This window comes from Pontimicrobium sp. MEBiC06410, from assembly GCF_053601615.1.
Genome location: NZ_JBSHNT010000154.1, coordinates 64,066 through 89,364, shown reverse-complemented (window position 1 = coordinate 89,364; position 25,299 = coordinate 64,066). Strand labels below are relative to the sequence as shown.

Sequence of the window (25,299 nt, the reverse complement as noted above, 5' to 3'; positions counted from 1 at the left end):
AAAAAATATACGAACCTAATTAAAAGTTCTTAAAGCTTCATTTTTAATACATTTTATTTTATTTCATTTGCCCATTTTTATATTAAAAACTCTGATAAAAACTTAATGTCCCATATGCATGGGTTGCTGCTTTTGGTGTTTCTCTTGTATTAAAATTGTACCCCAATTTAAAAGTACTGTTCCTTATTTTCAAAACTGTGCCTACTTTAAATTTTAACAAGTGATGTTTTATTCTTGAGGTAAAAAGTGCATCCTCATAATCTAAACTTCCTTGTATTAAAGTATTGTGTGCGACATATCTATACGCTAACCCTAAATATCCAAAAAATTCGTTTTGTTTAGTTTTATCTATTAGTTCTAGGCGTGACGTATTTTGTAACGCATTAAATTTACCTACAAAATAATCTACACCATACTCCATATATATATCCTTAGTTCCTATGCTTGCGCTTCCTATATATTGTAAGCTTTGTTTATTACTTATCTGTGTATTTAAAATATATTTTGCATTAAGGTTTAGTAAAAACTTAAATTCTATTTCTTGATGCCAAGTTGGGTTATCGTTTATGTTTAAAAACTCATGAAACCAAGTCTGTAGCTTTCCGGCTAAAGACTCTTCTCCTGTAATACCCATTTCTACTCCTAAAGACAGCATATTAGCTCGTTTTACTTTAACTAGTTCTGTTTTTAAAAATAACCATCCTGCATACGGACGATCAAATAATTGTGTATTAAAACTACGCAAATTTTTAGGGGTGTAGGTTTCATTTCCTATTGTTACATTTAGCTGTAGTGTATTACTTGAATCTTTTTTAAATAAAAAATTATTTTCAAGATTTCTTTTATAATTTACAAATAGGCCACTAGTATAATAGCGGTCTAACAAAACCATTTTATCATTTTCTACAACAAAACCTAAAGCTTCATTAACATCTTGAGTATACGAAAAGCAAACACTAATTAAGGTTAAAAAAGAGAGTATGGTTATTTTCAAAAATAAATATTATTCGTTTCCTATTTTTAATATGTCGTCTTTATCATCAAAACCAACAATTTCTTTATAAATAAAGTACTGTGGTAGGTAAGCGAATGAGATAGTTACATAAACTCCTACAAAGCACATAAACATCCCTACTATTTGAGCTAACAAAGAAGATACGATTATTAAACCAAAAGTAATTAACCATTTTTTATTGCCTAAATCAAATGCTAGTTTAATAATATTAGACACGGTTAGTTCTGGATTAAATGCATAAATCACGCTTATTAATGCCACAGGAACCATAACATAAAACACAGGGAAAACGCAAAGCAACATTGCTAACACATAAATCCCCGCTCCTGCGGCCCCTATCTTTATCGTTTTACCTAAATAAGGTTTTTTAAAAAAATAGAAGTAATCATCCCCAATTACCTCATTATAATCTTTAGCTTTAGACATTCTATAAAAACTAGCTTGCATACCAAAAACAATAATAACGGCAAAAAACATAATTACAAGCATCATTATATAAAAGAACACTATAAAAGCAATCCCCTCTGCTTGCAAGCCCTCCTCTATAGATTGTGGATCCATCATTTCTCCTCCAATAATTCCGAATAAAATTAAAGGAATATAAAGTACAAACATCAAAGGAATCATTAAAACATATTTTAACAACTCAGTAACCAAACCTTGTACCCATATTTTCTTAAACAATTCTATAGATTGGTTAAAAATGGCTCCAAAATCTAATTCTTTAGCATTTTGTATTTTAAGTTGTATTTCTGAAAACATTATTGATTAGTATTTACATTATTAGTTTTTATTCTTGACCTATTTTCATAATATCATCGTTATCATTAAATCCAACAACTTCTTTATAAATAAAATATGCTGGAAAGTAAACCAATGGCAACGTAAAAAGCATACCAATAATACATGCTAAAAGACCTAAACAGGCAATAATACCAGTAACTATTAGAAGCCCAAAAGATATTAACCACTTTTTGTTTCCTATATCAAAACTTAGTTTTACAATTTCTTCTACGCTTTTCTCCGAATTAAATGCGAATATCACAGAAAAAAACATTAGAGGGACACATACATATATATAGGGGATAAAACATAAAGCCTGAGCAATTACCGCTATTACTGAATAGGCCAATGCAAGTATTAGTATTTTACTTAAATGTCCTCCTTTAAAAAAATAAAAATAGTCCTCAGACACAGATTCGCCTTGTTCTTTTTGTAAACAAATTCTGTAAAAGGCTGAAGTTAGCGCTAAAGTTATAGTTGTCGAAATTATTGTAACTGGAATATTATATATAGCACTTGCACTATAAAAATTAAACAACCCATCTATCTTGAAATCTCCCACTTCTATAGGATTAACAACATCCAAACCAAACATTCCTAAAAACAAACTGTACATAAAGGCTATTGGTAGTGTTATTAACGCACCTATTAATATGGTTAAAAACCCCTGTAACCATAATTGTTTGTATAGGTTTATTGAACTATCGAAGATAGTTCCAAAATCTAAAGGTTGAGCATTCTGTATTTTTGAGCGCAATTGTTCAAATGTCATTTTATATCTGTTAAATAGTTAGTATTTCAAATGTAATTATTCTTTTTAACATATATACCACTATGTCACTTTGTCATAATGTTTAAAATAGTTATATCTTTGCACACTTATTGACTGATAGTAGCATCGGTACTTAGTATGGAAAAAATTATAGACGAAAACAAACAAGGAGACGCTCTTGTTTTAAAACAAAAGGAAGGAAACACTAAAAAGCTTTTTATAGAAAGCTATGGCTGTGCTATGAATTTTAGCGACAGTGAAATTGTTGCTTCCATATTACAAAATGAAGGTTTTAATACTACAAAAAGTCTTGATGATGCAGATTTAGTATTAGTTAACACCTGCTCTATTAGAGATAAAGCTGAACAAACGGTAAGAAAGCGTTTAGAAAAGTACAATGCTGTAAAACGTACTAACCCAAAAATGAAAGTGGGCGTATTAGGTTGTATGGCAGAACGTTTAAAGAGTAAATTTTTAGAAGAAGAAAAAATAGTAGACCTTGTTGTAGGGCCAGATGCTTATAAAGATTTGCCCAACCTTTTAGCAGAAGTTGAAGATGGTAGAGACGCTATAAACGTTGTTTTATCTAAAGATGAAACTTATGGAGATATTTCACCTGTACGTATAAACACTAATGGTGTAACTGCATTAGTTTCTATTACCAGAGGTTGTGATAATATGTGTACCTTTTGTGTAGTGCCTTTTACTAGAGGTAGAGAACGCAGTAGAGATCCACAAAGCATTATAGAAGAAGTAAACGACTTATGGAATAAAGGCTATAAAGAAATAACCCTTTTGGGGCAAAACGTAGATAGCTACCTTTGGTATGGTGGCGGCTTAAAAAAAGATTTTGCAAAAGCTACAGAAATGCAAAAGGCTACAGCTATAGACTTTGCTAAACTATTATCTATTTGTGCAGAAGCACAACCAAAAATGCGTATTCGTTTTTCGACATCTAACCCACAAGACATGTCTTTAGATGTTATTAAAACTATGGCTAAATACGATAATATATGTAACCATATACATTTACCTGTGCAAAGTGGAAGTAATCGTATTTTAAAAGCCATGAATCGTTTACATACTAGAGAAGAATATTTTGAACTTATAGATAATATTCGTAAAATTATACCTAATTGCGCTATAAGTCAAGATATTATTGCTGGTTTTCCAACAGAAACAGAAGAAGACCATAAAGACACCTTATCTTTATTAGAGTATGTAAAATATAACTTCGGCTACATGTTTACTTATTCAGAAAGACCAGGTACATTAGCAGAACGTAAATTAGAAGATGATGTTCCTGAAACGGTTAAAAGTAGAAGACTTAGCGAAATTATTGCACTTCAACTTAAACATAGTGAATTTAGGACTAAACAATATTTAAATACAACGGTAGAAGTTTTAATAGAACGTGCTTCAAAAAAATCTAGCGAGCATTGGTCTGGTAGAAGCGCCCAAAATATAGTCGCTGTTTTCCCAAAAGGAAACTATAATATTGGCGATTTTGTAAATGTAAAAGTAACAGATTGCACAAAAGCTACACTAATTGGTGAAGCTATTGGGTTATCAAAAAACAATTAATCAATAATAACTATGAAAAAAATACTCTTATTATTCGTTTCGCTATCTTTATTTACAGCATGTGAAAATGAACCTTTAGATGGCGGCTTTTTTGAGGCTGATCCAATCGGCGGAGGTGGCACAGGTGGTGGTACCGGAGGTGGCGGAGGCTCAGAAAGTGGCGATTTAACGCTATCCCTTTACGAACTAGACACAGACGTAACATTTAGTTTATTTGGCACACCTATACAAACCATTACACGATCTGATTTAAATATTGCAAACAATATTTTAACTAGTAGTACTGTTGAAGTATCTGTCCCACCTGCTCCAGCAGAAACAGAAACGCAAACTTATACAAGAAATAGCGAAGGACAAATTATTAGTGATATTTCGGTTAACTCAGACGGAGTAACAACTAACGAATATATTATAACCTATACAGATGGAAAAATTTCTCAAATAACTTATGATTATTTTGAAGATGACGATGATGATTTTGTTTACAATTTTACATACAGCGGAAATACTGCAACAAGAACCGAAGTAGGCTCTAATATTTCTACAGTTTTCACAACAGATGCTAGCAATAGATTAATAAAAAAAGAATCTTTTGACGGTACAACATCTATTCAAGTAGAGACAGTAACTTACAATGCAGATGGCAACTGCTCTAGCAGTGTAAGAGCAGGAGAAACTAACACCAACTCTACTTATACCTACGACAGTAATAACAGCCCATTAAAAGTGGTTTATGATGAGCAGTATCTTTTATCATTTTTTGGAGACGAATACGAAGACGAAATCGGATCTGTTTTAGCACATTTTCATTCTTCTAAAAACTGGAATGGTGTAAATATAGACGGAACAGCTTATAATTTCAATTTACAATATAATTCGGCAAACAGAATTTCTAGTAGAACAATTGCATACAATTTTGGAAGCGATTTATCTTTTGAATTCTCAGAAGTTTTCAACTACGTAAACTAAACAATAACATTTAATATTTTTCTTATAAATTAATGGAATCCATTCAAGCTACAAAACAACGTTTCGGAATTATTGGAAATAGTGCAGGACTTAATCGTGCTATAGAAAAAGCGATTCAAGTAGCACCAACAGATATTTCTGTATTAGTTACTGGAGAAAGTGGTGTTGGTAAAGAAAGTATTCCTAAAATAATCCACTCTCTATCTCACAGAAAACATGGTAAATATATTGCTGTTAACTGTGGTGCAATACCCGAAGGTACAATAGACAGTGAATTATTTGGACATGAGAAAGGAGCTTTTACAGGAGCCACACAAACAAGAAGTGGTTACTTTGAAGTTGCAGATGGCGGTACTATTTTCTTAGATGAAGTGGGAGAGTTACCACTAACGACGCAAGTAAGGTTATTACGTGTATTAGAAAATGGAGAGTTTATAAAAGTAGGCTCTAGTAAGGTTCAAAAAACCAATGTAAGGATAGTAGCAGCCACAAACGTACATATGTTTGAGGCTATTAAAAAAGAAAAGTTTAGAGAAGATTTATATTATAGGTTAAGTACTGTAGACATTAACCTACCACCTTTAAGAGAACGTCAAGAAGACATCCATTTATTATTTAGAAAATTTGCGAGCGACTTTGCTTTAAAGTACAAAATGCCTACTATAAAGTTAAGTGAAGATGCTATAAATATATTATTAAAATTTCGTTGGAGCGGAAACATTAGACAATTACGAAATGTTGCAGAACAAATTTCTGTTTTAGAGCAAAACAGAACTATTTCGGCAGATGCATTACGTAGTTATTTACCTAGTACTGGAGATAATTTACCCGCAGTAATTAAAACATCGAAAGCAGAAGGCGATTTTAGTAGTGAGCGCGAAATATTGTATAAGGTTTTATTTGACATGAAAGCAGATTTAAATGATTTAAAGAAGCTTACAATGGAACTTATGAAAACTGGAAACTCTAAAGATGTCCAAAAAGACAACGAAAGTTTAATTCAGAAAATCTACGGTAACGATAACGAAACCTCTAGTTACGAGGAAAGTTCCGACAACTTACAAGTACTTTCTATACCCCAAACAGCTAAAACTAGCGAAAATTATAATACTGTTAGTGACAATTATGATTTTGCCGAAGAAATTGAAGAAGAAGAAACACTGTCTTTACATGATAAAGAATTAGAACTCATTAAAAAATCTTTAGAACGCCATAACGGAAAACGCAAATTAGCCGCAGAAGAGTTAGGTATAAGCGAAAGAACATTATATCGAAAAATAAAACAATTCGACTTATAAGGTGAATTTTAGCAGAAATAATATTATGTTAAGTTAAACCGTTCTTAAAATAAAAAACTAGAAAGAAAATAGTTCTATTTTCACAATAAAAAACATGAAAATAACAAAACATATCATCTTATTTTTAACTGCAATACTATGTATTAGTTGTGGTTTCTATTCATTATCTGGAGCAAACACAGGGGAAGCAAAAACATATCAAGTTAACTACTTTCAAAATAATGCTATTTTAGTAGAGCCTGGGTTAGATAGAGATTTTACTCTTGCATTACAGGACTTAATATTAAACCAAACTAACTTAGAGTTAGTTACCTCTAACGGAGATTTAGTTTACGAAGGTGAAATTACAGATTATAGAATAGCGCCAACAACAGCTACAGCAAATAATACAGCAGCACAAAACAGATTAACAATAACGGTTAAAGTAAGTTTTGTAAATAAAACAAAAGAAGAAAATAATTTTGACAAAAGCTTTTCTTTCTTTTATGATTTTGCAGGTAGCGCACAGCTTTCTGGAAATACAAAAGCAACCGCATTCGATGAGATTTTTGAGCGTTTAACACAAGATATTTTTAATGCTTCTTTAGCAGATTGGTAATGAATCAAGCAGAGCTTACTAACATATTGCAACAACCGCAAACGGTTACAAAAACACAAACCGAAGATTTAAAAACTATAATTAATAGTTTTCCATATTTTCAATCTGCCCGTGCCGTTTATTTAAAAGGCTTAAAAAATTCAGAAAGCTTTAAATATAATCAAACATTAAAAATAACAGCTGCTTACACTACAGATAGAAGTATCTTATTCGACTTTATTACTTCAGATGCTTTTAAACAAAATGAAATATCGCAATTTATAAAACAAAACACATCGCATTTAAAAGATATAGATGTTACAGTACAAGATATTTCTGTAAATAACACAATAACACTAGACAGCGATTTAAAACAACAGTTTGAAGACACTAAAGATATTATCTTCGACCCAAGTTTATTTCAACCTAAAACAGAAGAAAATCAAGATTCAACTCTTGAAACTACCTCGATTATAAAAGCTGAAGAAAAGCGTTTAAAAACAGAAACTCCTACACCTAGCGAAATATTAAATTTAGGAAAACCTCTAGAGTTTAATAAAACAGAAACACACTCTTTTAACGAATGGTTAAACCTAACAAGTTTAAAACCTATTAAAAGAGAAAATGTAAAAGAAAGTAAAAACGATAAAGAGGCAGTAGAAGACAATAAAACAGAAAACACCACATTAACACGGCATAAAAAGTTTGAACTTATAGAGCAGTTTATAAGTAAAAACCCAAAACTAGAAGCGCCTAAAAAAGGAAGCTCACACCACAATATAGCTAAAGCTCAGATGATTCAACCCGAAGCATTAATGACAGAAACTTTAGCAAGGATATATGTAGAACAAAAGAACTATAAAAAGGCAATTCAATCTTATAAAATTTTAAGTTTGAAATATCCAGAAAAAAGTGGTTTCTTTGCAGACCAAATTAAGGCAGTTAAACAATTACAAGAACAAAATAACACAAAATAATGAGTACGTTTACAATATTTTTAGCACTAATGGTAGTAGTAGCATTTCTACTAGTTGTAGTAATTATGGTGCAAAACCCTAAAGGTGGAGGTTTATCTTCTTCTTTTGGAGGTGGTGGAACACAGCAATTAGGAGGTGTAAAGAAAACTACCGATTTCTTAGACAAAAGTACTTGGATATTAGCAACTATCTTAATAGCATTAATTCTTGCTTCTAATTTAGCAATAGATAATGGTTCTAGAATTCAAGACTCTAAAGCTTTAGACCCAGATAATATTCAACAAGTAGAGCCTGTGCAAACACCTGTAATAGATGAAACAGCAACAAAAGCTGCAGACTCAACGAACTAATAATATTACATATACAATATATTTAAGCCAACTTTACAGTTGGCTTTTTTTGTTTATTAATCTTGTTCTTTTCATAGAAACAGTAAGACATCTGAAACTTTGTCAGTACCCTCCTATTGGCACATTTTTAGCTTAGCTTAACACGTAAATAAAAATTTAATTAATTAAAACATACATTTAAAATGAGTAAAGTAAACATTAAACCACTAGCAGATCGTGTTCTTGTAGAGCCTTTACCAGCAGAAACTAAAACAGCATCGGGCTTATACATTCCAGATTCTGCACAAGAAAAACAACATAAAGGAACTGTTGTAGCAATAGGAACAGGTAAAAAAGACGAACCATTAACCGTAAAAATTGGAGATACAGTACTATACGGTAAATATTCTGGTTCAGAATTAAAATTAGATGGTAATGATTATTTAATGATGAGAGAAGAAGATATTCTTGCAATTATCTAAAATAGCTTTTGGCTTCTGGCAATTTGCCTTTAGCAAAACATAATAAAAACTAAATAATATACTCTAGCTAAAAGCCAATGGCAAATAGCTAAAAATTAAGTAAAAAAATGGCAAAAGATATAAAATTCGATATAGAAGCACGTGACGGATTAAAACGTGGTGTAGACGCTTTAGCAAATGCAGTAAAAGTAACATTAGGACCTAAAGGACGTAATGTAATTATTAGTCGCTCGTTTGGAGCACCACAAGTAACAAAAGATGGTGTTTCTGTAGCAAAAGAAGTAGAGTTAGAAAACCCATTAGAAAACATGGGCGCTCAAATGGTAAAAGAAGTTGCTTCTAAAACTAATGATTTAGCAGGAGATGGTACCACAACTGCAACAGTACTTGCGCAAGCAATTGTAAAAGAAGGTTTAAAAAATGTTGCTGCAGGTGCAAATCCAATGGATTTAAAACGCGGTATAGACAAAGCTGTTTCTGCAATAGTAGAAGATTTAGGAAAGCAAGCTAAAGAAGTAGGAAGTTCTTCAGAAAAAATAAAGCAAGTTGCTTCAATCTCTGCAAATAATGATGAAATTATTGGAGATTTAATCGCTAATGCTTTTGGAAAAGTAGGAAAAGAGGGCGTTATAACAGTAGAAGAAGCTAAAGGAACAGATACTTATGTAGATGTTGTAGAAGGTATGCAGTTTGACAGAGGTTACCTATCTCCATATTTTGTTACCGATAGCGAAAAAATGATTACAGATTTAGAAAACCCTTATGTTTTATTGTACGATAAAAAAGTATCTACAATGAAAGATTTACTTCCAGTTTTAGAGCCAGTTGCACAAACAGGAAAACCATTATTAATTATAGCAGAAGATGTTGATGGTGAAGCATTAGCAACTTTAGTAGTAAATAAATTACGTGGTTCTTTAAAAATAGCAGCTGTAAAAGCACCAGGTTTTGGAGACAGACGTAAAGCAATGCTAGAAGATATTGCAATTTTAACAGGAGGTACTGTTATTTCTGAAGAAAGAGGATTTACTTTAGAAAATGCTACACTAGAAATGTTAGGTACTGCAGAACGTATTACTATAGACAAGGATAATACAACTGTTGTAAATGGCTCTGGAGATAAGGATATGATTAAAAATAGAGTTAATCAAATTAAATCTCAAATAGAAGCGACTACTAGTGATTACGATAAAGAAAAACTACAAGAACGTTTAGCTAAATTAGCTGGAGGTGTTGCTGTACTTTATGTAGGTGCTGCTAGTGAAGTAGAAATGAAAGAGAAAAAAGACCGTGTGGATGATGCCTTACATGCTACGCGTGCAGCTGTAGAAGAAGGTATTGTTGCAGGAGGTGGTGTAGCCTTAATAAGAGCAAAATCTGTTTTAGAAAAAATTACAACAGAAAACCTAGACGAAACTACAGGAATACAAATTGTAGCTCGTGCTATAGAAGCACCTATTCGTACTATTGTAGAAAATGCAGGAGGAGAAGGAAGTGTTGTAGTGTCTAAAATAATTGAAGGTAAAAAAGATTTTGGTTACGATGCTAAATCTGAAGCTTATGTAGACATGCTTAAAGCTGGAATTATCGATCCTAAAAAAGTAACACGTATTGCATTAGAAAATGCAGCATCTGTTTCTGGAATGATTTTAACTACAGAGTGTGCTTTAATAGATATTAAAGAAGATGCGCCTGCTGGTGGTGGAATGCCTCCAATGGGTGGTGGAATGCCAGGTATGATGTAATATCATTATATAAACAACAAAACAAGCCTATTTCTTATTCATTTAAGAAGTAGGCTTTTTTTATAACATCAAAATTATATATTTTTAGCTTTTAATCCCTACTAAATGCTACCAACAACTCAATTAAAAACGATTTTTAATACAATTGTTAATCAAGACACTACGCCATTACAATTGGTAGAAACTTTAAAATCCTATAAAGCACTTTTATTAAAAGCTACAGATATAGATTTAGAATCCGAAGAGCATAAACAAGACATTCACTCTCACAATGGTATTGCCATAGGCACAACATGGGCAGCAGCTTGTATAGATGATTTTGTAAGAACAAAACAGTTTATAAAAGGTATACAACACAGCATAGAAGACATAAAAAAAACTAAAAAAGAAACAATACGTATATTATATGCTGGTACTGGTCCTTTTGCAACTTTAATACTACCCATTTTATCACAATACAATCCAGAACAAATACAGGTTACACTATTAGATATTAACCCTAAGAGTATTAAAAACCTTAGAAGTGTTATAAACTATTTTGAATTAAAAAATTATGTAAAAAGTATTGCCTGTACAGATGCTACTAAATATAAAATTAAAGAGCAGCCAGATATTATATTGAGCGAAACAATGCAAAATAGTCTTCTTAAAGAGCAACAGGTTCCTATTATGCTTAACCTTATTTCTCAAGTAGATAAAAACACTATAATTATCCCTAAAAATATAGAATTAACATTAGGCTACGTAAAACGTAAAGTTGATTTCGATTTAAAAGGTGTTGAAAAACAATATAAAACAATTGCTTCTATTTTAAATTTTAACCAATCTCACGTCTATAACTATTTAAAAAATAATTGTGCAACTGATTATTCGTTAGAAAAAAACATAGTACTCCAAGAAAATAACGATAAAGACTACTCTACTTTAGCAATCTTAACAAAAATTGAAGTTGTAGATAATATTAATATTAGCTACAATGAAAGCGGTTTAACTATCCCTCACTTTTTATTTGATACAAGAGAAACAAAGCCAAAAAAAATTACTTTAAAGTATGTTCTTGAACCCGCACCAATCTTCACATATACCATAGCTTAATCTTTAAACAATGTTCTTAATTACATATTAAAAAAATGTTAGATTAAATACAACTAATCTCCTAACAGAAATTAACTATACTCAACCTAACATTATATATTAAGTAAAGTTCGCCCTACTTAATTTTCCTTTTTTTCGTCCTTATGGTCATCTATTACTTCTTCATCTCTATATTTACAACAAGGATGAACAGAAGCATAGGCTTCGTCTGTTGCTTTTATGGTTTTAGTATCGTGACCCACAGATGCTATTTTCTTTTGAATAGTTTCTAAATCTGTTTTTCGTTCATCGAAAATTAATTTTAGCTCGTGTGTTTTAACATTCCAAACTGCAGATTTCACACCCTTTGTTTTTAAACTTGCTTTTTCAATACGTTGCTTACACATCATACACACACCATCAACCTCTATGGAAGCTCTTGCATTTTTATTTTGTGCAAAAGTTACTGTGCTTACTAAAAAGGCAATCATTATAATATACTGTTTCATTTGTTTAAATTTTATTGTTTTTATTAGTTAACTACAATTCACTATTAAATAGTTCTGTTGGTATTAAAATTTGTTATAGTTTATTTTATAATCGTTTTTAATTTATTTTATAACGTAAACCTACATAATAACTACTCCCAAATATAGGGCCATATACAAAAGTAGTATCAAAATTTGAACCAAAAGGAGCATCAGCCCCTAAAATTGGAGTTTTCTGCCTTGTATTGGTTATGTTTTCTCCTCCTAAATAGACTTCTAACTTAGAGGAAAATACTCTGGTTATTTGTGCATTTAGTGTTTCTACACTTGGTGAATGTGTTGGTAATTGGTATTGAGGTAAATTACTTAACGTAGACGAAAAACGCTGTTCTCCTAGCCAATTATATGTTACATCAAATTTCCATTGCGATGCATCACCCTCACTAACAGCTGTTTCATAGGAAGCATTTGCAAATATTCTATGTTTTGGAGTTAATGGCTTATCTAGTTTTCCTGAGTTATATTGTGTTTTTATATCGTAGTATTTATACGCCGTACGTAAATTAAAATGCTCAAAGACATTATAGTTAAATTCAAACTGAAAGCTATTTGCATAACTCGCCCCTTTTAAGTTGTAAAAACGTACCTCATTAGGGTTTTCATAATCTACAACAACTTGGTCTTGAAAATCAGTTTTATAAAAATCTAAAGTAATGTCTGCCTTTCTACCAAATAAATTAAACCCTTGTAGAAAAGACACTCCATAATTCCATGCTATTTCTGGCTTCAACCCATAAATTTCACCTTCATTATTTTCTATATTAATAACTCTAGAGGTTGAAAATAATTTCTGGTTTTCTGCAAAAATATTAGCAGCTCGTTTGCCTCCTCCTACAGAGAATCTTAATGCAGATTTCTCCCAAGGAGTATAACGTAAATGTAGTCTTGGCGTTACAAAAGTACCTAATGCACTATGCGTATCTACACGTAAACCTGCCGTTAAATTCAACTTTCCTAAATCGTCATAATTATATTCAAAAAAAGCACCAACACCACTTTCTGTTCTTTCAATATTTAATGTATTTACATCTTCTTTATAATTATCGTAAGTATAGCTTATGCCTGTTTTTACTTTATGCCTAGAATCGCTAATTATAGAATTATACATAACATTAGCGTATGCACTATTGTGCAAAATATTATACACATTAAACCCAAAATAAGAGTCTTGTTTATGGTTACTATACGCCCCTTGAACGCCTATACTCTGGTATGGTATTTCTGGATTTACATATCCTAATTTTGCAGAGACTTCATAGCGCCTTGTATCTATCTCACTCCCCCAAGCATTAGTTGTAAACTTATCTGTATCTGGATTAAAGTTTACTTGTCCCGCTTGTTTTTCGTCGTTTAAATACTTTAAATTAATAAAGCTTACAAATCCTTTTTCTGGATTAGTATATTGCCAACGGTTCATTAAATTTACTTGCTTAGCTAATGGCAAGTCTAGAAAGGTATCATTATTTTTATCGAACGTTTCACTTCTAGAGTTACCATGTAAATAGACTCCTGTACTCCATTTATCATTAACCCTTGTGTTTACATGCGTGTTTAGTTCTAGTCTCCCATTTACGGCTCCATATGCATTTACAAAAAACTTGTTATCTGTTGTAGGTTTTACTAGTTCTGCATTAATTTGCCCCGCAATGCTTTCGTAGCCATTAACAACACTACCAGCTCCTTTAGTTATTTGTATACTTTGCACCCATGTTCCTGGAATAAAACTTAATCCAAAAGCCTGAGAAGCACCACGAATAGATGGAATATTTTCTGTTGCTATTAAAATATAAGGACTCGTTAAGCCTAACATTTTAATTTGGCGTGTTCCTGTTACAGCATCAGAAAAATTAACGTCTATAGATGGGTTGGTTTCAAAGCTTTCAGACAGATTACAACATGCAGCTTTTAATAACTCATCGCTACTAACGGTTATAATGTTTTGCGACTTTAAATAGGATTTAGCAGTTGCTTGTTTTCTTGCTGTTACTGTTACTTCCTTTAAGGTACTTGTAGATTGCAACCAATGTGTTATATTTTTAGGACTGGTAACGGTTATAGTATCTGTTTTAAAACCAACATAACTAACTACTAATTGTTTGTACTCTTTTTTATAAGGTAAATTAAAATTCCCTTCAAAATCTGTAACCGTACCTACTTTAGTATTTAACCAATACACATTAGCACCTGGTAATCCTAGTTTTTCATTATTTGTATTTGCTTCCCATATTGTACCATTAGCAGTTTCTTGAGACCATAATAGTAAAGGGAATAGTATTATTATATATAATATATATTTCACTTGTTTTGTATCATTTTATGTGAGCGTATTTTTAATTAATTTGTTTGCTTTAACAATGTCTGTTCTACTACAAAAACTGTTTAATTAACATAATAACTGCCATAACTATCATTATTGTATTTTCAATAAAAGTTGCCTTAGTCATTGGTAATTTCAAAGCAGTGCCCAAACAAGCACATTTTATCGCTCTTTTGCTTAGTAAAGACTGTGTTACACCAATTGTAGTTATTCCTAAAATAATTATAGTAAGGATTAATGCCAATGAAATTTGAATACGAAATAAAAACAAGACACCTAGTGCTATTTCTATAAAAGGATAAACAACAGCATAACTTGGAATCGCTTTAGCTAAAGGGTCGTACATTTTAAAAGATTCTGGAAACCCTTTTAAATCTAATAATTTAAAAAAGCTAAAGACGATATAAAATATCCCCATAAAATCGAGCATAAAACCAGACCAATCCCAATTTTTATAATGCAACCCTATTGCTATTAATAAAATATATGTGAAAATTAAAAATAAAGGCTTTAACTGTTTTAATTCACTTTCATGAATTGGAGTATGCTTTTCTTCACTATTTGCATTATTATCATATTTCTTAGAAATCAGAAATTTTTCTGGCAGAGCGTCTTGAAGTACTTTAAGCGAAATATGCTTGGAAGATTCTAAAACGGCTTCCTCTTGTCTTAAATTTACAGAGACATTATTTACATATTCTAATGCGCTTAATTTTGTTTCTACAGAATTTCTACAGCCATTACAGGTCATTCCTGTAACTGTATATGTATATTTCATTTGCTTTTAATTTGAGTTATTAACTATTTAGTCATACTTACTATATTATATAAATAGTAGAGCATAAAAAAGCAATAAATCAAATTAAAAATACGCTGTCTAATAGTTGAATATTGTAGACCAAATTGGGTGGAGCATAATGCTCATGTGGTATTATTTTCTTGGGAAGCTTTGTATATATAGACTCAAAAGAATAAGTAAGTATAGCAGCAAAGCCTTGTAAAGACTTCTCTACATCATCAAAATCGTTAATTCTTAATTCGTCTTGCCCTTCAACAACTTCAACAACATCTTTACAACATTTTTTTGTTGTAATAACTTCTTGTTGCAGGTTAGAGGTTTCCATGCCGCACTTCTGTACTACATCAAAAATAGATATGTCTATTAGTTTATTACCACAATAATGCTTTTCAACTTTTAAAGATACCGTTGAAAGTAACACCAGTAGCGCTAAACTTAAAGAAAATAATTTATATGCAATTTGTTTAACCACATACAAACTTACAAAATTTGAAGTTATAATATTAAGTTTAAAACAGGATTAACACTGTTATTATTTTTTACATCACACTCCTTTTCTGTGATAATAAAATGCTGGTAATAAAAGTAATAAGAGTAAAGGTTGTATTAAAAAACGTCGAATATTAAAAAACAGATAATACTCCTCTTGTTTAGGGTTAGTTACAAAATATAGAAAGCATGCAATTAAAATACAGTAAGCAACAATATATAGTAATAACGAAAACTTAACGATACTAATATCTTTAAAAAAAACAAAGAGTATCGCTAATGAAACGACTGTATTTAAAAGATACCGTAAGCTAGTAAATAGCGTTAGTTTAAATGTTTCTTGACGAGGAGAATCTAGATACAAATAATCACTTTGAAAAAAGGTTAAATAAGGGTCGTAAAACAGCTCATTTTCAAATAAGCGAATTAAAGCTAATATTCCAAATAGTATAAACAGCCAAATGTATTTTTTGTATTTATCCATTGTTTTTTCCAATATTAGAAAATTTGTTTACCCATAACATCCATAGTAAAAATACCATACCGTATATAATAGCAGGAAAAACAACTGAATGTAAAACTTCGCTTCGCCAAGGATAATGGTATAACCCTATGGACAAAATAACAATTCGAAATAAATTAACAATATAAATAGCTATAGCTCCAATTAATACAAATAGAATTGTTGTTTTTCGTTTTCCAGAAAATGCAATAACAAATGAAATAAAAAGTATAATTATACTAACCGAATTACAACCCTCTATTACCCTTGCTAAGTATTTTTCTCTAACAATTAACTTCATTGAAGGCTCATCTGGGTGTGGTACAACTTTAGAAGCATAGCCTATAGTGTTTAATATAGCTTGTGTTTGGTCTGCAACAAGATTAGTTATATAATCAGGATAATAATTAAAATCTTTAGAGGCATCTAAATATAATTTATACCCAAAAGACAATACACCATACACCAATAAAAATGTAAGGATAAACTTTATTACAGACTTATATTTTATAAGAAGTGCTTTCAATATTAATTTTAACTTATTGGTGTTAAATTTATACAAATTAAAACGTTGAAATTACGTCTTTTTAAATACTTTTGCCAAAATTTTTATACCTATGATTTTTGAAACATTAAAACCGCAAATAGAAACTATCATTTCCAATGCCAATAATACTCTAGATGACAGCTTATTACAAATATGCGAATTACTTGAAGCTAACATTGAATACTATAATTGGGTAGGGTTTTATTTTAAAAATGGTGATAAAAATGAATTAAAGTTAGGGCCTTACGTTGGTGAACCTACAGACCATACTATTATCCCTTTTGGAAAAGGTATTTGCGGACAAGTAGCAGTAAGTAATGAAAATTTTGTAGTACCAGATGTAGCAGCACAAGATAATTACATTGCTTGCAGTATTACTGTAAAGGCAGAAATTGTAATTCCTATTTTTGTTAATGGTGAAAATATGGGGCAAATAGATATCGATTCTAATACGCCTGACCCTTTTACAGAAGCAGATGAGCGTTTTTTAGAGTTTGTTTGCGAAAAGGTTGCTGGGTTATTAGTTTAAATTCTCTATGAGAAATAGTATGTAATTTAGACCTTTCAGGTTTTTAAAAACTAACTATTTATATCTATTTTAAAAGAAAACAATTAATATATAAAGACCTTTCAGGTTTTAAAACCTGAAAGGTTTCGAATAAAAATAATACTCTTTTCTACATTTAATTGTTTTGCTCTCTTTTAAAAACTGAAAGTATAAACCTAACAATAATAGTAATGAGCATAATAATTATTAATATAATAACCGTTGGTGGAATTAACCCTTTCCAAAACTGAATATTAGTAATATCCCAAGCCCAGCCTACAGTTTTATTTACTCCATAAGTTTTATCTGTCGTTAAAAAGTATATAATAAACGTAATAATTAACACGATTGCTGTTATTATATATAACTTCCAAAAACTTAATTTTGTCTTCATTCTGCTAATATACAAAACCACTACAGCGTTATTGTTGATAACTCTAAAATTTAGTTGAAAAAATGACTATGAATTAGCTAATAAAAATTCAGCAATTTATTACATTTGATGGCTTATTAAAACAACTACTAATGAGCAACAACAAAACAATTAAATCTGCATTAATTTCTGTATTTAGTAAAGATGGTTTAGAACCAATTGTACAAGAATTAAACGCGCAGGGTGTCACTATTTATTCTACTGGTGGAACCGAAAAATTCATTAAAGACTTAGATATAGATGTCGTTCCTGTAGAGGATGTAACCTCTTACCCTTCTATTTTAGGTGGGCGTGTAAAAACATTACACCCAAAAGTATTTGGTGGTATTTTAAACAGACAAAATCATGATGGAGATGTTGCAGAAATGTCAGAATACGACATTCCGCAAATAGATGTCGTTATTGTCGATTTATATCCTTTTGAAAAAACAGTAGCTTCTGGTGCTCCTAACCAAGATATTATTGAAAAAATTGACATTGGTGGTATTTCTTTAATTCGTGCAGCTGCAAAAAATTATGCAGATGTTATTTGTGTATCATCTGTAAACGATTATGCAGAGTTTTTAGAATTAATAACAGAGAAAAAAGGAAACTTATCTGAAGAAGATAGAAAAGCGTTTGCAGCTAAAGCATTTAATGTATCGTCTCATTACGATTCTGCTATCTTTAATTACTTTAACCAAGACAATAACATTGCTGCTTTAAAGGTTTCTGAAACTAATGGAAAAGTTTTACGTTATGGTGAAAATCCACATCAAAAAGGATTTTTCTTTGGAAATTTTGATGAAATCTTCACAAAACTACATGGTAAAGATTTAAGTTATAATAACTTATTAGATGTTGATGCTGCTGTAAATTTAATGGATGAGTTTAAAAACGACGCACCAACATTTGCTATTTTAAAACATAATAACGCTTGTGGCTTAGCACAACGCGATACATTACACCAAGCCTATGTAGATGCATTAGCTGGAGACCCAGTTTCTGCTTTTGGTGGCGTTTTAATTTCTAATACAGAAATTGATTTAGAAACCGCTAACGAAATACACAAATTATTCTGTGAAGTTGTTATTGCTCCTTCTTTTTCAGATGACGCTTTAAACGTTTTAAAAGGAAAGAAAAACAGAATTCTTTTAGTTTTAAACGATGTAGAATTAGCGCAAACTATCGTTAGAACCTGTTTAAATGGTGTTTTAGTACAAGATAGAAACAATATAACAGACAGTAAAGATGCTGTAACTAATGCAACAAAAACAGCCCCTACAGATGCTGAGTTAGATGATTTAATCTTTGCTTCAAAAATTTGTAAGCATACAAAATCTAACACTATAGTTTTGGTAAAAGGCAAGCAATTATGTGCTAGCGGTACAGGACAAACAAGTCGTGTAGATGCTTTAAACCAAGCTATACATAAAGCTGGTTCTTTTAATTTCGATTTAAAAGGAAGTGTAATGGCTAGCGACGCTTTTTTCCCTTTCCCAGATTGTGTTGAAATTGCAAATAAAGCAGGTGTTTCGGCGGTAATTCAACCAGGAGGTTCTATTAAAGACCAATTAAGCATTGATTACTGTAATGATAATGGTGTAGCAATGGTATTTACAGGTACGCGTCACTTTAAACATTAAACATATTCCTGAGTAGGCAGGAATCTCATACTATGATTAGAATTATATAATATTAGTCCATCATATTTATTAGCTCAGACTCGTCAGGTTTTAAAAACCTAACGGGTCTTTTAAAAAGTTAAAATATCATTCTAAAAATCTTAAAAGCTTCAGTTTACATTCTGAAGCTTTTTTTATGCCTAATTTTCAATAAAAACATCCAAAATAGGGTTAAAAACCGTAAATAATTCAGCACTAAAAAATTATACTATAACTAAATGCAATTAACTCCTTTTTTTTCGTTAGATTTATTATTTTTACACACTCTTATTAATAACTCTCTATAATTACACACAAATATGGGATTTTTTGACTTCCTAACCGAAGAAATCGCAATCGATTTAGGTACGGCGAATACACTTATTATTCACAATGATAAAGTTGTAGTAGATGCACCTTCTATAGTTGCCAGAGACCGCATTTCTGGTAAAATAACCGCTGTTGGTCAAGAAGCCAATATGATGCAAGGAAAAACGCATGAAAACATTAAAACAATTAGACCTCTTAAAGATGGTGTAATTGCAGATTTTGATGCTTCTGAGCAAATGATAAGTTTATTTATTAAAAATATTCCTGCGTTAAAAAAGAAATTATTTACCCCTTCTTTACGTATGGTTATTTGTATCCCATCTGGAATTACAGAAGTAGAGATGCGTGCGGTAAAAGAGAGTGCCGAGCGTGTTAATGGTAAAGAGGTATACTTAATACACGAACCTATGGCTGCTGCCATTGGTATTGGTGTAGATATTATGCAGCCTAAAGGAAACATGATTGTAGATATAGGTGGTGGTACTACAGAAATTGCTGTGATTGCTTTAGGAGGTATTGTTTGTGATAAATCTGTAAAAATTGCTGGAGATGTATTTACAAACGATATTATTTATTATATGAGAACGCAACACAACTTATATGTTGGTGAGCGTACTGCAGAAAAAATTAAAATACAGATAGGTGCCGCAACTGAGGATTTAGATCTTCCTCCAGAAGATATGAGCGTTCAAGGTCGTGATCTATTAACAGGAAAACCTAAGCAAGTACAAATCTCTTATAGAGAGATTGCTAAAGCGTTAGATAAATCTATTCTTAGAATTGAAGATGCTGTTATGGAAACCTTATCGCAGACGCCTCCAGAATTAGCTGCCGATATTTATAATACGGGGATTTATCTTGCTGGTGGAGGATCTATGTTACGAGGTCTAGACAAACGTCTATCGCAAAAAACAGATTTACCTGTATATATTGCAGAAGACCCTTTACGTGCTGTTGTTCGTGGTACAGGTATTACACTAAAAAATATTCCTAAATACAAAAGTGTATTGATAAAGTAGCACCCTAAAATAATATGCAACAAATAGTAAACTTCATTATACGAAACAAAGTATTCCTATTGTTTCTATTACTATTTTCTGTTTCTATTGGTTTTACTATTCAATCGCACACTTACCATAAAAGTAAGTTTATAAATTCTGCTAATTTTTTAAGTGGAGGTGTTTATAATGCTTCAAATAGTATTAGCGATTATTTTGATTTAAAAGAACAAAACAAAATTTTACAGGAAGAAAACAATAGGCTTAAATCTATTCTTTTTAATACAGAAAAAGGACTAGATTCTACCTACATAGATAGTATTTCTTTCAATGGAAAATATAAGTTTAGTACAGCACAAGTTATTAAAAATAGTTATTCTCAAAAGAACAATGTGCTAACTATAAATAAAGGAACTAACGATAGTATCCATTTAGATTTAGGAGTTATTACCTCTAAAGGGCTTCTAGGTATAATAGATAATACAAGTGCAGATTACGCTACAGTTTTATCTATTTTAAACACAACTAGTAGTATTAGTGCCCAATTAAAAAAAACAAACCATTTTGGTAGCTTACACTGGAATGGAGTCTCTGAAAAAAACATCCAACTTACAGAAATTCCCGAAGTGGCTCCAGTAGCTAAAGGAGATACTATAATAACTTCTGGAAGATCAGACATTTTCCCTAAGGGGATTCCTATTGGTATTGTTAAAGATTTTAAATTAGATGAATCTGAGAATTACTACGATATAGAGGTGACCTTATTTAATGACATGACTAATATTGAACATGTTTACATCATTGAAAATAAAGACGCTAAAACAATTAAAAAACTTATAGAAAGAGCCAATGAATAGTCTTTTTTCTATACATACCGTTAGGTTTATAATCTTAGTACTAATTCAGGTTTTATTATTAAGCCATATTAATTTTTTAGGTTATATAAACCCCTATTTATACTTATTATTTATCCTTCTGTATCCTATAAAAAACAATAGAATGTTATTTATTTTTCTTGCATTTTTATTAGGCTTGTCTGTAGACATGTTTTTAGATTCTGGAGGAATGCATGCAGCGGCTTCGCTTACTATTGCTTATATAAGACCAGTAGCTTTAAAATTTAGCTTTGGTTCTGTATATGATCACCAAACAATAAAGTTTGGAGCTATAGATTTTGGACAGCGACTAACGTATATTACTATTCTAACTGTTATTCATCATTTTATTTTATTCTCGCTAGATATTTTTAACTTTTCTAAAATACTTTTAATCCTTAAAAACACGTTATTCTCTAGCATATTCACTATACTATTATGTGTTTTAGTTTCTATAATTTTTAGTAGTACCAATAATAAAAAATGAGAAAAATATTATTATTCCTTTGTGTTATATTTGTAGGTTTAGCATTTACTGCAAGACTACTCTACTTACAAGTTTTTTCTAATAGAATAGAAAGCATATTCGATGATAATGCCATTAGAAAAGTATATACCTATCCTAAACGCGGTTTTGTTTACGATAGAAACGATAAACTTTTAGTTGCCAACCAACCATCATACGATGTCATGGTAATTCCTAGAGAAGTTGAACCCCTAGATACCTTAGAGTTTTGTTCTCTTTTAAAAATTACTAAAGATCAGTTTATAGAAAAGTATAAAAAAGCTAAACACTATTCGCCTAGATTGCCTTATGTTTTTGTTTCTCATCTATCTAAAGAAGACTATGCTGTATTACAGGAAAAAATGAGAAAATATGATGGTTTTTATATTCAGAAGCGTTCATTACGACAATATGAAACCACTATTGGCGCAAATGTTTTAGGAGATATTGGAGAGGTTAATAATAAAGATTTAAAAAGAGATGCCTATTATAAAATAGGTGACTTAATAGGTAAACAAGGGGTAGAAGTTTCCTATGAGAAAACATTAAGAGGGAGAAAAGGGATTAAATTTATTCAAAAAGATAGGTTTAACCGTGATATTGGCCCTTATAAAAATGGAGATTACGATACATTACCTAAAGCCGGAAAGGACATAAAAATTACTATAGATGCGCAACTACAAGCTTATGGCGAAAAATTAATGCAAAATAAACGTGGTGGTGTTATAGCAATAGAACCTAGTAGTGGAGAAATTTTAGCTATGGTTGCAGCGCCAACATATAACCCAAATGATTTAGTAGGAAGAAAGCGCTCAAAAAACTTCTCAAAATTATTTAATGACTCAATCGCTAAACCTCTTTTTAATAGAAGTATTCAAGGTGTGTACGAACCAGGCTCCCCTTTTAAACTAATGAATGCTTTAATTGGTTTGCAAGAAAATGTAATCAACACTTCAGAAAAAATTACATGTTATGCTGGTTATAAATATGGGAACAGATTTATGAAATGCCATTGTGTTCCTGGCTCCAAAAACGATATGTCTCGAGGTATTGAAAAATCTTGTAATGCCTATTTTGCAACAGTATATAGACGTATTTTAGATAAAACAGGATCGGCTACAGATGGTATAAATAATTGGAGTAAACATGCCAAAAGTTTTGGCTTAGGGGATTATTTAGATAATGATTTATCAGTAGGTCAGCCAGGTAGAATTCCAGATAGAGAATATTATAAGAGGCTTTATCCCAAACGTTTTTATTCTACCTATACTATTTCTAATGCAATTGGTCAAGGAGAAGTAGCAACAACACCTATACAATTAGCTAACATGATTGCTGCAATTGCTAATAGAGGCTACTACTACACACCGCATATTATTAAATCTATAGAAGGAGAAACATTACCTGAAAAGTTTACTACTCCAAAACATACCACTATAGACAAAAAACACTTTGAACCAGTAATTAACGGTATGTTAGATGTTTATAAAAAAGGTACAGCTAAGTCATTACAAGTTGAAGGTATTGATATTGTTGGAAAAACTGGAACCGTAGAAAACTTTATAAAAATAGATAGCGTACGCACACAACTAACAGACCACTCAATATTTGTAGCATTCGCACCTAAAGACAACCCTAAAATTGCTATCGCAGTATTTGTTGAAAATGGCTATTGGGGAAATCGATTTGCTGGAAAAGTAGCAAGTTTAATGATAGAAAAGTATATAAAAGGTACTATTAGCAGAACAGACTTAGAGCGTTGGCTTCTCACTCACAGTTTAGAAAATGAATATGCAAAACCCTATTCGGGACAACCTTTTAAAATAAACGGAGAGACAGAGTTACAAGTTATACCAATGCCGGCAGATGAGACAGACAGATAGACACTTTAAATTCGATTGGGTTACCATTTTATTATTTTTCGCCTTAGTCATTTTTGGGTGGCTAAATATACTATCGGCCTCACAAACAGGAGAAACTATAAATTACTTTGGATTTTCTGATCCATACAGTAAGCAACTAATTTTTATAGGTTTAACCCTTTTTTTAATTGTACTAATACTTTCTATAGATTCTAAATTTTATGAACGCTTTTCTAGTATAATGTATTTAGCCTCCCTACTATCTCTTGTAGGTTTATTTCTTTTTGGAAAAAATATTAATGGAGCTACCTCATGGTATGCTATAGGCCCTATGACTATACAACCTAGCGAATTTGCAAAAGCTGCAACTGCTTTAGCTGTTGCAAAATATATAAGCGATTTACAAACTGATATTAAACGTTTTGAAGACCAGATAAAATTATTTGTTATTATTACCATTCCTGCACTTTTAATTTTATTACAAAAAGATGCTGGAAGTACTTTAGTATATGCGTCTTTTTTCTTTGTATTGTATAGAGAAGGGCTTCCAAAAATATATTTAATTATTGGTTTTCTAATTCTTTTAATATCTATAGTATCTCTTAAATTTGGTGTTTTAGTAACAGGCATTGTGGCTTTAATTGCAATACCAATACATCACTTTACTAAACGTAAAAAACCCTCTTTTTTACAACCTGTTCTAATTTTTATTACAGTTTTAATTATTTCTTTTGGAGTAAAGTATACGTTTAACCACTTACCTTCTCACCAAAAAGAGCGTATTACTATATGGTTAAGTCTTGAAAAAGACCCTATTAAGTTAGAACGCATGAAAAAACGAGCGGCTTATAACCTTAATGAATCTGAAAAAGCAATTAGCGCCGGAGGGTTAAAAGGAAAAGGGTTTTTAGAAGGCACTAGAACTACTGGTAAATTTGTTCCAGAGCAACATACTGATTATATTTTTAGTACTGTTGGAGAGGAATGGGGCTTTTTAGGTAGCTTTATGGTTGTAATCGTTTTTATTGCACTTATACTTCGTGTATTACATTTGGCAGAACTTCAAAAATCTCAATTTAGTCGAGTTTATGGCTATTCTGTTGCCTCAATATTCTTTTTACACTTTATGATTAATATTGGTATGGTTATGGGGCTAATTCCTACCATAGGGATTCCTTTACCCTTTTTTAGTTATGGTGGTTCTGGCCTTTGGGGTTTTACTATTTTATTATTTATTTTTATAAAATTAGATTCTAATAGAATTAATGAATGGTAATTTTATTACTTAAAAAATAAATA

General features: G+C 31.1%; 26 protein-coding genes. 16 read left to right on the top strand and 10 right to left on the bottom strand.

Annotation, left to right across the window (positions count from 1 at the left end):
* Positions 1 to 82: 82 nt before the first annotated feature.
* Genes ACVC08_RS11005 through ACVC08_RS10995 form a run of 3 tightly spaced genes read right to left on the bottom strand, consistent with a single transcriptional unit; the run spans position 83 to position 2,570 of the window.
* Positions 83 to 994, bottom strand: coding sequence for a lipid A-modifier LpxR family protein (locus ACVC08_RS11005; protein WP_452602069.1), 912 nt, complete (start codon positions 992 to 994; stop codon positions 83 to 85).
* A 9-nt stretch (positions 995 to 1,003) separates the two neighbouring features.
* Positions 1,004 to 1,777, bottom strand: coding sequence for a hypothetical protein (locus ACVC08_RS11000; RefSeq protein WP_452602068.1), 774 nt, complete (start codon positions 1,775 to 1,777; stop codon positions 1,004 to 1,006).
* Positions 1,778 to 1,805: 28 nt separating this feature from the next.
* The gene (locus ACVC08_RS10995; RefSeq protein ID WP_452602067.1) at positions 1,806 to 2,570 is read right to left on the bottom strand and encodes a hypothetical protein; all 765 of its coding nucleotides are present in this window, start codon (positions 2,568 to 2,570) and stop codon (positions 1,806 to 1,808) included.
* Positions 2,571 to 2,708: 138 nt separating this feature from the next.
* On the opposite strand from ACVC08_RS10995, the gene miaB reads away from it, so the two are divergent.
* The 9 genes from miaB (at position 2,709) to ACVC08_RS10950 (ending at position 11,626) form a co-directional block, all read left to right on the top strand.
* A complete protein-coding gene (gene miaB / locus ACVC08_RS10990; protein ID WP_452597196.1) occupies positions 2,709 to 4,154 on the top strand; it encodes a tRNA (N6-isopentenyl adenosine(37)-C2)-methylthiotransferase MiaB in 1,446 nt (481 codons plus the stop codon).
* 12 nt (positions 4,155 to 4,166) lie between these two features.
* On the top strand, positions 4,167 to 5,123 hold the full coding sequence (locus tag ACVC08_RS10985) for a hypothetical protein (protein WP_452602066.1): 957 nt from the start codon (positions 4,167 to 4,169) through the stop codon (positions 5,121 to 5,123).
* Between the two features lie 32 nt (positions 5,124 to 5,155).
* Positions 5,156 to 6,421 carry a sigma-54 interaction domain-containing protein gene (locus tag ACVC08_RS10980; protein WP_452597198.1) on the top strand — a complete coding sequence of 422 codons (1,266 nt, stop codon included), beginning with the start codon at positions 5,156 to 5,158 and terminating at the stop codon, positions 6,419 to 6,421.
* A gap of 94 nt (positions 6,422 to 6,515) precedes the next feature.
* Entirely contained in the window at positions 6,516 to 7,019 is a 504-nt protein-coding gene (locus ACVC08_RS10975; protein WP_452602065.1) for an LptE family protein, read from the top strand.
* The gene (locus ACVC08_RS10970; protein WP_452602064.1) at positions 7,019 to 7,975 is read left to right on the top strand and encodes a hypothetical protein; all 957 of its coding nucleotides are present in this window, start codon (positions 7,019 to 7,021) and stop codon (positions 7,973 to 7,975) included. The genes ACVC08_RS10975 and ACVC08_RS10970 overlap by 1 nt, the downstream gene beginning before the upstream one ends.
* On the top strand, positions 7,975 to 8,325 hold the full coding sequence (secG, locus tag ACVC08_RS10965) for a preprotein translocase subunit SecG (protein WP_452597246.1): 351 nt from the start codon (positions 7,975 to 7,977) through the stop codon (positions 8,323 to 8,325). Before ACVC08_RS10970 ends, secG begins: the two co-directional genes overlap by 1 nt.
* Positions 8,326 to 8,507: 182 nt before the next feature.
* Positions 8,508 to 8,786, top strand: coding sequence for a co-chaperone GroES (locus ACVC08_RS10960; protein WP_452597245.1), 279 nt, complete (start codon positions 8,508 to 8,510; stop codon positions 8,784 to 8,786).
* 107 nt (positions 8,787 to 8,893) lie between these two features.
* Positions 8,894 to 10,531 carry a chaperonin GroEL gene (groL, locus tag ACVC08_RS10955; protein ID WP_452602063.1) on the top strand — a complete coding sequence of 546 codons (1,638 nt, stop codon included), beginning with the start codon at positions 8,894 to 8,896 and terminating at the stop codon, positions 10,529 to 10,531.
* A 105-nt stretch (positions 10,532 to 10,636) separates the two neighbouring features.
* Entirely contained in the window at positions 10,637 to 11,626 is a 990-nt protein-coding gene (locus ACVC08_RS10950) for a hypothetical protein (RefSeq protein ID WP_452602062.1), read from the top strand.
* Positions 11,627 to 11,745: 119 nt separating this feature from the next.
* Here the strand turns inward: ACVC08_RS10950 and ACVC08_RS10945 are convergent, their stop codons facing one another.
* From ACVC08_RS10945 to xrtF, 6 genes are all read right to left on the bottom strand, one after another.
* Positions 11,746 to 12,114, bottom strand: coding sequence for a heavy-metal-associated domain-containing protein (locus ACVC08_RS10945; protein WP_452597242.1), 369 nt, complete (start codon positions 12,112 to 12,114; stop codon positions 11,746 to 11,748).
* Positions 12,115 to 12,211: 97 nt separating this feature from the next.
* Positions 12,212 to 14,452, bottom strand: a complete 2,241-nt coding sequence (locus ACVC08_RS10940; RefSeq protein WP_452602061.1) for a TonB-dependent receptor — start codon at positions 14,450 to 14,452, stop codon at positions 12,212 to 12,214.
* 67 nt (positions 14,453 to 14,519) lie between these two features.
* The gene (locus tag ACVC08_RS10935; protein ID WP_452602060.1) at positions 14,520 to 15,248 is read right to left on the bottom strand and encodes a heavy-metal-associated domain-containing protein; all 729 of its coding nucleotides are present in this window, start codon (positions 15,246 to 15,248) and stop codon (positions 14,520 to 14,522) included.
* A gap of 79 nt (positions 15,249 to 15,327) precedes the next feature.
* Positions 15,328 to 15,741 (bottom strand): HYC_CC_PP family protein, encoded by a 414-nt coding sequence (locus ACVC08_RS10930; RefSeq protein WP_452597248.1) that lies wholly within the window; start codon positions 15,739 to 15,741, stop codon positions 15,328 to 15,330.
* A 72-nt stretch (positions 15,742 to 15,813) separates the two neighbouring features.
* On the bottom strand, positions 15,814 to 16,242 hold the full coding sequence (locus ACVC08_RS10925; RefSeq protein ID WP_452597239.1) for an exosortase F system-associated membrane protein: 429 nt from the start codon (positions 16,240 to 16,242) through the stop codon (positions 15,814 to 15,816).
* Positions 16,235 to 16,786 carry an exosortase family protein XrtF gene (gene xrtF / locus ACVC08_RS10920; RefSeq protein WP_452597238.1) on the bottom strand — a complete coding sequence of 184 codons (552 nt, stop codon included), beginning with the start codon at positions 16,784 to 16,786 and terminating at the stop codon, positions 16,235 to 16,237. The genes ACVC08_RS10925 and xrtF overlap by 8 nt, the downstream gene beginning before the upstream one ends.
* Before the next feature lie 91 nt (positions 16,787 to 16,877).
* Here xrtF and ACVC08_RS10915 point away from each other — a divergent pair, with 91 nt between their 5' ends.
* Complete coding sequence (locus ACVC08_RS10915; RefSeq protein ID WP_452602059.1) at positions 16,878 to 17,336, top strand: GAF domain-containing protein; 459 nt, start codon at positions 16,878 to 16,880, stop codon at positions 17,334 to 17,336.
* A gap of 154 nt (positions 17,337 to 17,490) precedes the next feature.
* Here ACVC08_RS10915 and ACVC08_RS10910 read toward each other — a convergent pair whose 3' ends face one another.
* Positions 17,491 to 17,748 carry a hypothetical protein gene (locus ACVC08_RS10910; protein WP_452602058.1) on the bottom strand — a complete coding sequence of 86 codons (258 nt, stop codon included), beginning with the start codon at positions 17,746 to 17,748 and terminating at the stop codon, positions 17,491 to 17,493.
* A 131-nt stretch (positions 17,749 to 17,879) separates the two neighbouring features.
* On the opposite strand from ACVC08_RS10910, the gene purH reads away from it, so the two are divergent.
* From purH to rodA, 6 genes are all read left to right on the top strand, one after another.
* Positions 17,880 to 19,412 (top strand): bifunctional phosphoribosylaminoimidazolecarboxamide formyltransferase/IMP cyclohydrolase, encoded by a 1,533-nt coding sequence (purH, locus tag ACVC08_RS10905; protein ID WP_452602057.1) that lies wholly within the window; start codon positions 17,880 to 17,882, stop codon positions 19,410 to 19,412.
* 338 nt (positions 19,413 to 19,750) lie between these two features.
* Complete coding sequence (locus ACVC08_RS10900; RefSeq protein ID WP_452597234.1) at positions 19,751 to 20,779, top strand: rod shape-determining protein; 1,029 nt, start codon at positions 19,751 to 19,753, stop codon at positions 20,777 to 20,779.
* 14 nt (positions 20,780 to 20,793) lie between these two features.
* Positions 20,794 to 21,615, top strand: coding sequence for a rod shape-determining protein MreC (gene mreC, locus ACVC08_RS10895; protein WP_452602056.1), 822 nt, complete (start codon positions 20,794 to 20,796; stop codon positions 21,613 to 21,615).
* Positions 21,608 to 22,120 (top strand): rod shape-determining protein MreD, encoded by a 513-nt coding sequence (gene mreD / locus ACVC08_RS10890; protein ID WP_452602055.1) that lies wholly within the window; start codon positions 21,608 to 21,610, stop codon positions 22,118 to 22,120. Before mreC ends, mreD begins: the two co-directional genes overlap by 8 nt.
* Positions 22,117 to 24,021, top strand: a complete 1,905-nt coding sequence (gene mrdA, locus ACVC08_RS10885) for a penicillin-binding protein 2 (RefSeq protein WP_452597231.1) — start codon at positions 22,117 to 22,119, stop codon at positions 24,019 to 24,021. The genes mreD and mrdA overlap by 4 nt, the downstream gene beginning before the upstream one ends.
* Positions 24,005 to 25,276: a rod shape-determining protein RodA gene (rodA, locus tag ACVC08_RS10880; RefSeq protein ID WP_452602054.1), complete on the top strand. Its 1,272-nt coding sequence runs from the start codon at positions 24,005 to 24,007 to the stop codon at positions 25,274 to 25,276. Before mrdA ends, rodA begins: the two co-directional genes overlap by 17 nt.
* Positions 25,277 to 25,299 lie beyond the last annotated feature (23 nt).